This is a genomic window from Nesterenkonia sandarakina, from assembly GCF_013410215.1.
In the GTDB taxonomy this organism is placed as follows: Bacteria; Actinomycetota; Actinomycetes; order Actinomycetales; family Micrococcaceae; genus Nesterenkonia; species Nesterenkonia sandarakina.
The window spans coordinates 2,227,463-2,239,795 of record NZ_JACCFQ010000001.1 but is presented as its reverse complement, the minus strand read 5'-3'; the positions used below and the strand labels follow the sequence as shown (position 1 = coordinate 2,239,795).

The 12,333-nt window shown below is 69.1% G+C and carries 8 protein-coding genes; 3 read left to right on the top strand and 5 right to left on the bottom strand.

Annotation, left to right across the window (positions count from 1 at the left end; translation table 11 throughout):
- Together HNR11_RS10285 and HNR11_RS10280 are read right to left on the bottom strand one after the other, a co-directional pair.
- Entirely contained in the window at positions 1-1,362 is a 1,362-nt protein-coding gene (locus tag HNR11_RS10285) for a 3-oxoacyl-ACP reductase (protein WP_179442187.1), read from the bottom strand.
- Between the two features lie 7 nt (positions 1,363-1,369).
- Positions 1,370-2,662 (bottom strand): acetyl-CoA C-acetyltransferase, encoded by a 1,293-nt coding sequence (locus HNR11_RS10280; RefSeq protein ID WP_179442186.1) that lies wholly within the window; start codon positions 2,660-2,662, stop codon positions 1,370-1,372.
- Between the two features lie 196 nt (positions 2,663-2,858).
- Between HNR11_RS10280 and HNR11_RS10275 the strand changes: the two genes are divergently transcribed.
- From HNR11_RS10275 to HNR11_RS10265, 3 genes are all read left to right on the top strand, one after another.
- Positions 2,859-4,922, top strand: coding sequence for an acyl-CoA dehydrogenase family protein (locus HNR11_RS10275; RefSeq protein ID WP_179442185.1), 2,064 nt, complete (start codon positions 2,859-2,861; stop codon positions 4,920-4,922).
- Between the two features lie 108 nt (positions 4,923-5,030).
- Complete coding sequence (gene pepN / locus HNR11_RS10270; protein ID WP_179442184.1) at positions 5,031-7,733, top strand: aminopeptidase N; 2,703 nt, start codon at positions 5,031-5,033, stop codon at positions 7,731-7,733.
- Positions 7,734-8,014: 281 nt separating this feature from the next.
- Positions 8,015-9,088: a sugar-transfer associated ATP-grasp domain-containing protein gene (locus HNR11_RS10265; protein WP_179442183.1), complete on the top strand. Its 1,074-nt coding sequence runs from the start codon at positions 8,015-8,017 to the stop codon at positions 9,086-9,088.
- 21 nt (positions 9,089-9,109) lie between these two features.
- Here the strand turns inward: HNR11_RS10265 and tatC are convergent, their stop codons facing one another.
- From tatC to HNR11_RS10250, 3 genes are read right to left on the bottom strand one after another with little or no spacing between them, the layout of a single operon-like run.
- Positions 9,110-9,913, bottom strand: a complete 804-nt coding sequence (gene tatC, locus HNR11_RS10260; RefSeq protein WP_246310383.1) for a twin-arginine translocase subunit TatC — start codon at positions 9,911-9,913, stop codon at positions 9,110-9,112.
- Positions 9,914-9,918: 5 nt separating this feature from the next.
- Positions 9,919-10,233 carry a Sec-independent protein translocase subunit TatA gene (tatA, locus tag HNR11_RS10255; RefSeq protein WP_058889375.1) on the bottom strand — a complete coding sequence of 105 codons (315 nt, stop codon included), beginning with the start codon at positions 10,231-10,233 and terminating at the stop codon, positions 9,919-9,921.
- A gap of 37 nt (positions 10,234-10,270) precedes the next feature.
- Positions 10,271-12,328 carry a WYL domain-containing protein gene (locus tag HNR11_RS10250; protein WP_179442182.1) on the bottom strand — a complete coding sequence of 686 codons (2,058 nt, stop codon included), beginning with the start codon at positions 12,326-12,328 and terminating at the stop codon, positions 10,271-10,273.
- Between the last annotated feature and the right edge of the window lie 5 nt (positions 12,329-12,333).

Sequence of the window (12,333 nt, the reverse complement as noted above, 5' to 3'; positions counted from 1 at the left end):
TCAGGCCCCCACGAGATTCTGTCCACAGACCCGCAGGGTCAGCCCCGAGGTCCCGCCGGCCTGCGGTGAGGCCAGGAAGGAGATGGTCTCCGCCACGTCCACCGGCAGTCCGCCCTGGTTCAGCGAGTTCAGCCGCCGGGCGACCTCCCGGGTGGCGAAGGGGATCTTCGCCGTCATCTCGGTCTCGATGAATCCCGGGGCGACGGCGTTGATGGTGCCGTGCCGGGCGGCCAGCTGATCGGCGGTCGCCGAGACCATGCCCATGACCCCGGCCTTGGAGGCGGCGTAGTTGGTCTGGCCGCGGTTCCCGGCGATCCCGGAGGTCGAGGCCAGCGAGATGATCCGCGGGCCCATCGCTCCGCGAGCATCGGAGTTGAACAGGTCCGAGGCCAGGAAGGCCCGATTCATCCGCAGCTGCGACTCGATGTTCACCGCGATCACCGAGTTCCAGCGGGACTCGTCCATATTCGCCAGCAGCTTGTCCCGGGTGATCCCGGCGTTGTGCACCACGATGTCGAGCCGTCCATGGTGCTGCCTCGCGTGGCCGAGGATCCGTTCCCCCGCATTCTCGGCGGTGATGTCCAGCTGCAGCGCGGTCCCGGAGACCTCATTGGCCACCGCGGCCAGCTGCTCGCCGGCCGCGGGGATGTCGACCAGGATCAAGGAGGCGCCGTCGCGGTGCAGCACCCGGGCGATGGACGCACCGATGCCGCGGGCGGCGCCGGTGACCACGGCGACCTGGCCCTGCAGCGGGCGGTCCCAGTTCTGCGGCAGTGCACCGTTGACGCTGTCCACCGAGATGAACTGACCCGAGACGAACGCGGAGCGTCCGGAGAGCAGGAAGCGCAGCGCCCCGGCGACACCCGGTGCGGAGGGATCCAGCTCATCGGCGAGCACGATTCCGTTGGCGGTGCCCCCGGCTCGCATCTCGTGGGCCGTGGAGCGGGTCAGGCCCTGAACCGCGCTGCGGGCGGCGCGGACGCTGGGGTCCGAGGTGCCCTGCGGGTCCCGGGAGACGGTGATCACCCGGCCGGAGGGCTTGAGCTGCTTGAGCAGCATCCCGATCTCCAGCACGGTCTCGCTGAGGTCCGCAGGGCTGGAGGCGGAGTCGAAGCAGGCGACGACGCCGGCCACCTTCTCCTTGGGCCCGAGGTGCCGGCGCACATCGAGATCCCAGCTGAGCAGCCGATCCGCGAGCGCCGAGGCGGCCTCGGAGCTGCCCAGCACCACGACGGGTCCGTCGATCAGCGGGCGGCCGGGCCGGTGCCGGCGCAGCTTCGCCGGCTGCGGCAGGCCCAGGTTCTTGGTCAGGGTGCGGCCGAAGCCGGTGTTGGCGAATTCCGTGTAGGTGTCTCGAGCCATGAAGCGTTCACCGCCCTTCGATGATCGCGGTGATGCCCTGGCCGCCGGCGGCGCAGACCGAGATGAAGCCGAGCTTGCCGGGCTTGCCGTGCAGCGCCTTGGCCAGTGAGGCGACGATCCGTCCACCGGTGGCCGCGAAGGGGTGCCCGGCGGCGAGCGAGGAGCCGTTGACATTGAGCCGGCTGCGGTCGATGGTGCCCAGTGCAGAGTCCAGGCCGAGCTTGTTCTTGCAGAACTCCTCGGACTCCCAGGCCTTGATCTGGGCCAGCACGGTGGAGGCGAAGGCCTCGTGGATCTCCAGGTACTCGAAGTCGGAGAAGCTGAGGTTGTTGCGCTTGAGCATCCGGGCGGCGGCGTAGGCCGGTGCCATCAGCAGGCCTTCGGCGCCGTCGACGAAGTCCACTGCGCCCTCCTCGTAGTCGATGAAGTTCGCCAGCTTGGGCAGGTCGTGCTGGTCCGCCCATTCCTCGGAGCCCAGCAGCACCGCGGAGGCGCCGTCGGTCAGGGCGGTGGAGTTCGCCGCGGTCATGGTGGCCTCGGCGCCGAGGTCCTTGCCGAAGGCCGGGGAGAGCTTGCCCAGCTTCTCCAGGGTGGAGTCGGCGCGCATGTTGGTGTCGCGGCTGACGTTCTTGAACGGGGTGATCAGGTCGTCGAAGAAGCCGCGGTCATAGGCGGCGGCGAGGTTCTTGTGGCTGGCCAGGGCGAGCTCGTCCTGCTCCGCGCGGGTGATGCCCCAGGCGTGGGCGGTGATCGCCATGTGCTCGCCCATGGACATCCCGGTGCGCGGCTCGTTGACGCCGGGGGCCTGCGGGGCCAGGTGGGCCGGGCGGATCTTGGACAGCGCCTTGAGTCGCTGGCTGAGGGTCTTGGCCCGGTTGGCCTCCATCAGGATCCCGCGCAGCTCGTCGGTGACCACGATCGGGGCGTCAGAGATGGAGTCGACTCCCCCGGCGATGGCCGAGTCGATCTGGCCCAGCTTGATCTTGTTCGCCATCGAGCCGATCGCCTCCATGCCGGTGGCGCAGGCCATCTGCACGTCGAAGGCCGGGGTCTTGGGGTCCAGCGGGGTGCCCAGCACCGATTCCCGGGTGAGGTTGAAGTTCTTGGAGTGCTTCATCACGGCCCCGGCGGCGACGGTGCCGATCTGCTCCCCCTGCAGCCCGAAGCGGGCCACCAGGCCGTTCAGCGTGGAGGTGAGCATGTCCTGATTCCCGGCGGTGGCGTAGGCGGTGTGCGCCCGGGCGAAGGGGATGCGATTTCCACCGATGATGACGGCGTCGCGGATGTTCTGTGCACTCATGGAACTGACTCCTGGGTCGAGGGTTGCAGCCCCCGGCGCGACCCCCGCTGGGTCAGCAGGTGCGCCGGGTCTTGCATTTGTTACTGGTCAGTATCATAGACTATTTTGTGTGCAGGATCACTGATCACCCCACACCGAAGAACCGGTGCCGATCACCCCGTGCGCCTGACGCTCAACACCAGTCTGAGGAGACCTCATGTCACACCACCCGGTCACCGACCCGATCGAGGCCATCGACCCCGCCGACTCCGCCCGCGTGGACAAGAAGGTGATGGAGGAGGTGCTGCTCGGTCACTGGGCAGAGACCCGGCGTGAGGCCCGGGAGCTGCTGAAGGACTCGGCGTTCCACAAGATCGAGGGCATGTCCAAGGAGGACCACCGCGAGCGGGTGTTCAAGCAGCTGGCGCTGCTGGTCGACGGCGGCGCCGTGCACCGGGCCTTCCCCACCGAGTTCGGCGGTCAGGACGCCCACGGGGCGAACATCGCCGCCTTCGAGGAACTGGTCACCGCGGACCCGTCGCTGCAGATCAAGGCCGGGGTCCAGTGGGGACTCTTCGCCGCCGCGGTGCTGCACCTGGGCTCGGAGGATCATCACCGTCGTTTCCTCCCCGCGACCATGGACCTCAGGGCCCCGGGCGCTTTCGCCATGACCGAGTTCGGCCACGGCTCCGACGTCGCCTCCATCGGTACCACCGCGACCTATGATCCGGCCACCGAAGAGTTCATCCTGCACACCCCGTTCCCCGCGGCCACCAAGCGCTACCTGGGCAATGCGGCGAACCACGCCAAGGACGCCGTCGTCTTCGCCCAGCTGATCACCAACGGGGTCAACCACGGGGTGCATTGCCTCTACACCAACATCCGCGGCGAGGACGGCAAGGCGCTGGAGGGCATCACGATCACCGATGAGGGCCAGAAGGGCGGCCTGAACGGGGTCGACAACGGCTGCTTCACCTTCAACCAGGTCCGGGTGCCCCGGACCAACCTGCTCAACCGCTACGGCGACGTCGCCGCCGACGGCACCTACAGCTCCCCGATCGACTCCCCCGGCCGGCGCTTCTTCACGATGCTCGGCACCCTGGTGCAGGGACGGGTCTCGCTCACCGGCGCTTCGGTGGCGGCTTCGAAGCTGGCGCTGATCGGTGCGATCACCTACGGCAACCAGCGCCGCCAGTTCAACGCCTCCTCCCCGATCGAGGAGGAGGTGCTGCTGGACTACCAGCTGCACCAGCGCCGGCTGCTTCCCCGCCTGGCCACCACCTTCGCGGCGAACTTCGCCCACGAGAACCTGCTGGTCAAGCTGGATGACGTGTTCTCCGGGAAGGACGATTCAGACGCCAACCGGCAGGAGCTGGAGACCCTCGCCGCGGCGATCAAGTCGGTCACCACCTGGCACGCGCTGGACACCCTGCAGGAGGCCCGCGAGGCCTGCGGCGGTGCCGGGTTCATCTCGGAGAACCGGCTGGTCTCGCTGCGCGCCGACCTCGATGTCTATGTCACCTTCGAAGGGGACAACAACGTGCTGCTCCAGCTGGTGGCCAAGCGGCTGCTCAGCGACTACGCCGCCGAGTTCAAGGGCGCCGATTTCGGGGTGCTCTCGCGCTATGTGGCCAACCAGGCCCAGTCCACCGTGATGAACCGGTTCGGGCTGCGCCGTGCCGTGCAGTCAGTGCAGGACACCGGGGACGAGCGCCGCAGCGCGAACTGGTTCAAGCAGCCCGAGGTGCAGCGTCAGCTGCTCACCGAGCGTTCCCGGCAGATGGTCATCGACGTCGCCGGGGAGCTGCGCTCGGCGTCGAAGCTGCCCGCGGCGAAGCAGGCGGAGATCTTCAACGAACACCAGTACGAGATCATCAACGCAGCGAAGGCCCACGCGGACCTGCTGCTCTGGGAGTCCTTCACCGAGGCCCTGGAACGGGTCAGCGATCCCGGGACCAAGCAGATCATGACCTGGCTGCGTGACCTCTACGCGCTGACCAAGATCGAAGACACGCTGGACTGGTACCTGCTGCACGGCCGGATCTCGTCGCAGCGGGCCCGCACGCTCAGCCCCTATGTGAACCGGCTGCTGGCCCGGCTGCGCCCGCACGCTCAGGACATCGTGGACTCCTTCGGCTACTCCCCCGAACACGTGCGCATGGAGATCACCTCCGGCACCGAGCAGCAGCGCCAGGATGAGTCCATGGAGTACTACCGCACGCTGCGGGCCTCTCCCGAGGCACCGGTGAAGGAGAAGCTGCTGCATTCGCGCCGGAAGTGAGCCGGGCGCGCGGGAATGGGCGGCTGAGCTGCTGATGGGCGGCTGAGCTTCTGGTGAGCGGCTGAGCCGCTGACGGGCGGCTGAGCAGGTGTCTGCTTGAATGGCAGGATGACTGCTCAGCTGCCCTTCCCCCGTGCCGATGTCGAGAACCTGACCCGCGAGGAGGCCGCCCGGCGCGGCACCCTGCTGGAGGTCACGCACTACCGCGTCGAGGTGGATCTGCGCGGGGCCCCCGCCCCGGCGGCAGCCACCTACCCGGTGCAGACCTCGATCACGTTCTCCGCGGCGGAGGCCGGTGCCAGCACGTTCCTGGACCACCTGGGAGCCTCGGTGGAGTCCCTGGTGCTCAACGGTGTGGACCTGGACGTGGCCAGCCACGTGGGGCCCGCCCGGATCCTGCTCCCGGAGCTGCAGGCGCAGAACACAGTGGAGATCCGGTCCACCTCGCGCTATTCCCGGTCCGGGGAGGGCCTGCACCGGTTCGTGGACCCGGTGGATGACCAGGTCTATCTCTACACCCAGTACGAGCCGGCCGATTCCCGCCGGGTGTTCCCGGTCTTCGAGCAGCCGGATCTGAAGGCCCGATTCAGCTTCTCGATCATCGGGCCCCAGGCCTGGCAGCTGCGCTCGAACAGCCCGGCGATCACCCGGGCGCCCCTGGAGACCGTGGAGACCACCACCGGTGACGACGCCGATGCTCACCCGCTGGTCCGGGTGGAGTTCGCTGAGACTCCCCGGATGTCTTCCTATATCACCGCGCTGCTGGCCGGTCCCTACCACCACGTGGAGGGCCGCTACCAGGGCGGGGTCCCGGGCGGAGAGGCCCGCGAGGTGCCGCTGAGCGTGCTCTGCCGGGCATCGCTGGCCAAGCACTTCGACGCCGAGGCGCTGCTGGAGCTCACCCGCAGCGGGCTGGACTTCTTCCACACCGAGTTCGCCTACCCCTATCCCTGGGGCAAGTACGACCAGGTCTTCGTCCCGGAGTACAACCTCGGCGCGATGGAGAACCCGGGACTGGTGACCTTCACCGAGAAGTACGTCTTCGACACCGCGGCCACCGACGCCCAGTATGAGACCCGGGCCAACACGTTGATGCATGAGATGGCGCATATGTGGTTCGGCGATCTGGTGACCATGCACTGGTGGGACGACCTGTGGCTCAAGGAGTCCTTCGCCGACTACATGGGTTCCCTGGCCGTGGACGAGGCCACCGACTGGGAGACCTCCTGGATCTCCTTCGCCAACGGGCGCAAGGCCTGGGCCTATGTGCAGGACCAGCTGCCCACCACGCACCCGATCGTCGCGGACATCGAGGACCTCGAGGCCGCCGACCAGAATTTCGACGGGATCACCTACGCCAAGGGCGCCTCGGTGCTCAAGCAGCTCGCCGCCTACGCCGGTCGGGAGGCCTTCCGGGAGGCCGCGCGGCGCTACTTCACCCGGCACGCCTTCGGCAACGCTTCACTGGGAGACTTCCTCGCCGTGTTGGAGGAGGTCACCGGGGCGAACATGGACGACTGGGCGCGGGCCTGGCTGCAGACCGCCGGGGTCCCGGTGCTCTCCGCCGAGCTCGACGAGTCCGGTCGTGTGCTGGTGCGCGAGCAGGGCATCGATCCGGCCACGGGTGAGTCGGTGTCCCGGCCGCATAAGATCCGCGTCGGCGTGCACCTGCTCGCTCCCTCGAACGACACCCTGGTGCTGCACGCCGCCCAGGAGGTCTTTGTGGACCCGGCCGCCCCCAACGGCGTCACCGAGGTCCCCGAGCTCAACGTCCCCGAGGGGCGCCCCCGGCTGCTGCTGCCCAATGAAGAGGATCTGACCTACGCCAAGCTCAGCCTGGACGCAGAGTCGGTGGCCGCGGTGCTGACCTATCCGGTGGCGGACCCGCTGGCGCGGGCCACCGTCTGGGCCGCGCTGTGGTCCATGGTGCGCGACGGTGAGCTGCCCGCCCGCCGGTTCCTCACCGCCGTGCAGCAGCTGGGCCTGGGCATCGAAGAGATCGTCGTCGTCCAGGGGCTGCTGCGGCAGTCGCTGACCGCGCTTGAGCGCTACACCCCGGCCAAGGAGCGCGCCGGGCTGCAGCGGGACCTCGCGGCGACGCTCGCCGGGGAGCTGACCCGCCGCACCGGTGGGGACCATCAGCGAGCGATCGCCCGGTGCCTGGCCACACTCTCCCGCGAAGAAGGTTCGCAGCTGGAGCTGCTCGAGGCGCTGCTCGACGGCGGCGCCGAGGACCACGGAATCTCCGGGCTGGCGATCGACGAGGAGCTGCGCTGGGCGTTCCTGCAGGCCCTCGCCGCGCACGGCCGGGTGAGCCGGGAGCAGCTGGACGCGGAGCTGGCCGCCAAGACCACCGCCCGGGCGAAGATCGCACACCGGTTGGCCGCTGCGGCGCGTCCGGACCGGCGGATCAAGCAGGACGCCTTCGGGCAGGCGCTGGCCGGGACCGACGACGCCGGCCAGGAGCTCTCCAACGATCACCTCACCGCCACCGTGGAAGGCTTCACCGTGGCCGGGGATCCAGAGACCGCTGCGGTGATCGAGCGGCACACCCCGGCGTACTTCGAGGCGCTGAGCGACGTGTGGGAGCGGATGAGTCAGGGCCAGGCCACCCGGGTGGTCTCCGGGCTCTACCCCGGAGCCCAGGACCTGGATCCCGGACAGGACCCCGAGCAGGATCCCCTGGCGCAGCGCACCGAGGCCTGGCTCCAGGAGAACGGCGACGCCCCGGCCGCACTGCGCCGGCTGCTCATCGAGGAACACGATCAGCTGCTGCGCGGACTCCGCGCCCAGGCCGCAGCCCGGGGCTGATCCGGAGCGGCCGGGGCGGGAGGCCAGAGCGGGAGGCCAGAGCGGGGCTGGGCCACCGCGCCCCGGGGCATTCCCCACCCTCCCTGGTTTGTCGCATCGCTATGCCATGTCCCATCGATATATCGCGCCAAAGCCATGGGACACGGCATAGGCATGCGACAGAGGGGGCGGCCGGCGGATTTGCGAGAGGGACTCCGGGAACCCTGGTCGGCGGAGCAGTGCCCTGTTAGATTGACGCCCGATGAACACACCGTGGGACAGCTGAACTCCGAGGAGCTGGCGTGAACCTGGACACGATCGAGCAGGCAGAGGATGGGTTGCGGATGAAAGTCCGCTCCCGTTTGAACAGTCGGACGGCGGCGAAGGTGCTCCGCTCGATCGAGACCGCCAAGGGCCCGCTTCCGAAGCAGCTCCAGTCCCAGGCCGACCAGTACGCCGTCGAGGTCCTCGGCTCCAGGAGCTATGCGCCCTGGCTCTATGTCTACTGCGCGGTGGCCGGCGAGTTCCGTCAGGGGTGGATCCCGGACAACTACTACATGTCGGTGGTCCTGCCAGCGATCGAAGGCCGCTATGGCGGGCTCTCCGACATGCGCTCGATGACCGCCTGCATCTTCGGGCAGGAGAAGGAGATCCCCGACTCCGGATACGTGGTCAAGGGCCAGCTGTACAACGCCTCCCTGGAACCGGTCTCGTCACTGCAGGAGTTCACTGACCTGATCTTTGCCGGCGGTGAACAGGTGGCCTTCAAGGCTGACGCCAGCGATCGCGGCCGAGGCGTGCATATTTTGGACCGGGATCGCTTCCTCCAGACGGCCGCGGGTCTCCCCGACGGGGTGATCCAGCCGTTCATCGACCAGCATGAGGTCTTCGCGCAGGTCGCCGCCAGCTCGGTCGGGACGCTGCGGATGACGACTGTCCTGGAGCCTGACGGAAGGGCCTCCGTCAGGAGTGCCTATCTGCGGTTCGGACGGGACGCGGAGGACCACGTCGCATCAGAGTCGAACATCCGAGTGGTCCTGGACACGGCGACGGGCGCCTTCAGCCCGGTCGGATACTCGGTGGACTGGCTCGAGATCGACCGGCACCCTGACTCCGGCTTCGTCTTCGCCGGCCACCAGGTGCCCAGCTATGCCGCCTGCCGGGAAGCCGTGGAACGGCTGCATCGGCGCATACCGATGGTCCCCTCCATCGGCTGGGATCTGGCGGTGGCCCGCGACGGCTCGGTCCAGGTGCTGGAGTGGAACAGCGGGCACAACGACATCAAGTTCTCCGAGGCGACCTCGGGGCCATGCTTCCAGGGGCTGGGATGGGAACACCTGGGCCGGAACACCGCTGCCAGCCCGATCCTCGCCTGAGCCGCCCGACGACGGCGCGGCTCAGTCGCGCAGCAGCTCGTCGATCTCGGCATCGGTGGCGGCTTCGCGCTTGGCGCGGCGGCGGTCATTGAGCATGCACAGCAGGATCGCGATGCCGAAGAGCACAGTCAGCGGCAGGGCGAGGAAGAACATGCTCACCGCGTCGCCGCCGGGGGCCGCCAGTGCGGAGATCACGGCGATCAGCATGATCACCCCGCGCCAGGCCTTGAGCACCTGCTTGCCGGTGACCAGTCCCATCATGTTGATCCCGACCAGCACCACCGGGATCACCATGGCGATCCCGAAGGCCAGGAACAGCGTCAGCACGAAGGAGAAGTAGACATCCGGGTTGATGACGTTGGAGGTGCCCTCCGGGTTCAGCGCCAGGAAGAAGCCCACCGCCTGGGGCAGCACGCTGTAGGCCGCGGCGATCCCGCCCAGGAACAAGGGCACCGAGGCGGCGATGAACCCGATGGCGTAGCGCTTCTCGGTCTTCTTCAGCCCGGGCATGATGAACGCCCAGATCTGATAGAGCCAGATCGGGGAGGAGATCACGATGCCCACGAAGAGTGAGAGCCGGATCATCAGATCCAGCGGTCCACCCACGGTGTTGAACGCGATCTCCGCGAGCTGACCCTCGGACTCGAAGGCCAGGATCGGCTCGGCGAGCACCTGGACCAGCCAGTCGTAGAGGAAGAATCCGGCGGTCGCCCCGAGCAGGATGCCGATGGCGGCCTTGATCAGGCGGTTGCGCAGCTCCCGGAGGTGATCCTTCAGCGCCATGGTGCGCTCGGGATCGCGCCGCCGCTTCTTCGAGGTGGCCATGCGGCTTAGCGGTGGTCTCCCCGCTGCTCCCGCTCGGTGCGGCGGGCCTGCTCGGCGGTGGGGTCATTGGAGTTGAGCACGCGGCCCTCGACCGGGGCACGCTCGTCCGTGCGGGGGTCTTCGCTGGGCTCGGCGGAGACGTCTGGGGCGTCCGGGTCGGTGGAGTTCCGCTTGGACTCCTCGCCCATGGTGCGCACCTCAGACCGGAAGATGCGCATCGACTGGCCCAGCGACTTGGCCAGCTTGGGCAGCTTCGGCGCTCCGAAGAGCAGGATGATCAGCAGCGCGATGATCGCGATCTGCCAGCCGGAGATATTCATGGCACAGGTCCTTTCCTTGAGGCCAATCGTACGCCACTCACTGCGTCAGGGCGGACAGCTCCTCGCGGGCCCGCGCCGTGATCTGCTCACGGATCTGGGCCGGCGCAAGTACGGTGAGATCCCCGCCGAGCTGCAGGCAGAGCCTGATCAGCGCCTCGCGGCTCTGGAACCAGGTGCTGATGAATCTCGTCCCGTCGGGCTGGGTGCGTTGCTTCTGCGGCGAGTAACGATCCGCCAGCGCGGCGGCGGCTGGGGAGAAGCGCAGCACGACGTCGAACGCTCCGCTGTCCCGGGGCGGACGCGGCGGCTCCGCCGGGGCTTGGGCGAGCTGGCGGGCGGTCTCGCCGATCGGCTCCTGGGGCAGCGGTCGCTGCTCCCGGATCCGGGAGCTGAGGAAGTTCCGTGGCCCCTGGGCCACCCGGCACCAGGCCTGCAGGTAGGTGCGGGGACCGTCGAGATAGACGTGGGTGGGCTCGACCACCCGTTCGGTGATGGTCCCGGAGGCGTCCTCATAGCGCAGCGCCAGGCAGTAACCGCCTGACACAGCGGCCCGAAGCTCAGCGGTGGCCTCGCTGCCCACTCCGGCGCTGGCGGCAACCTTGGTGGCGGCCTCCTGCAGCCCCTCGGGCAGCACGGTGGTGATCTTCCGGCGCAGCGATTCGGCCGCGGAGACCCAGTCCTCGGCGAGCTCACCAGCGGTGCCGGCGGTATCGGTGCCGGCGGGCTCACCAGCGGTGCCGGCGGTATCGGTGGCGGCGGTATCGGCGCCAGTGGTATCGGCGCCGGTGCGGCTGGTCTTGGCGTCGCCGTCGGTGCAGGGGCTGGCCGCGCCGATCATGGTGTTCAGCGCGATCAGCAGCGAGAGGGCCCCCGGTTTGGTCAGTGTGAGTGGGCGCGCCAGCACCTCCCCGGTGCGCGCCGAGGGCATCTCCAGGGTGATCGGGGCATCTCGGGTGAGGTACTCCTGGGTGAACGCGTCCAGGTTCAGCGGCGGGGACGGGTGGATGTCGATGAACTCGCCGAACTGGCCCGGGCCGAAGCTGCCGGACTGCTGGATCGAGAGCAGGTCCTTGAGCAGCTGCTTCGGTGTGATCTGGTGCCGGGCGAGCAGCTCCGAGGGGCGGACCCCGTCGGCGCTGAGCAGGTAGGCGGCCATGGAGAGCACGCGTTCCACCTTGCGGTGGGCGGGATCTGCCCGGCGCGGCGCCGCGGTGGCAGCCAGCCGAGGCGGCTTCTGCGCGGGCCCCTGGTGGGCGGCGAGCACGCCGCGCAGCAGCCGGGCCGGGTCCTCCTCGCCGGTGAGTCCCTGCAGCGCGGACCCGGCGTCGACTGACTCGATTCCGGCCCGGTCGGCTTCGCTCAACGCCGGCGCCGGGCGCAGCGGGCTGATGACGCCGTGCACCCGATCCAGTCGGAAGGTCCTGCGGGCGCCTCGGTCCAGGTCGTACCCGATGAGGTACCAGTGGCCGCGGGCGGCGAAGTCCAGCAGCACCACACGGCGCGGCGCGGGCTGGGCCGCTCCCCTGCCGGTGTAGTCGAAGCCGAGCACGGCCCGCGGCGGCAGGGCCGCCAGCTCGGTGAGCCGCTCGAACTCGTCGTCGCTGCCCAGGTTGAAGCTCAGCGCACCGCCGGCAGGTCCGGCCGCGGCGAAGACTGAGGACGACGCCTCGCCGGGCCCGGCAAGCGCCCAGCTGGCCTGGTCCAGCCAGGATCGGGTGCGGCTTCCGGCCCAGAGCTGCCCGGCGCGGGAGAGCACCAGGGTCTCGGCCTGGCTCAGCGGCACCGGGGGCAGCCCGTAGTCCGCAGGATCGATCCGGTAGCGGTAGTCCTCCCGGCCTGTGGGAGGCTCCTCGATCGCGATGCCGCAGCTGCGCAGATGATCCTTGTCGCGGCTGAACAGCCGCTCCCAGGCGTCGGCGGACTGGCCTTGGGCCTGGGTGCGGTAGTGCTCGACCCGGTCCCGGATCTCCGCCCTGGTCAGCCCGCCGGCGCCGGCGTCGAGGATGCTCGCGGCCAGGGAGAAGGCCCGTGCCACGCCGTAGTCGGCGTAGACGTCCTGCTCCGCCTCCGGCTCCTCGTCGATCTGTTCAGTCACCGAGC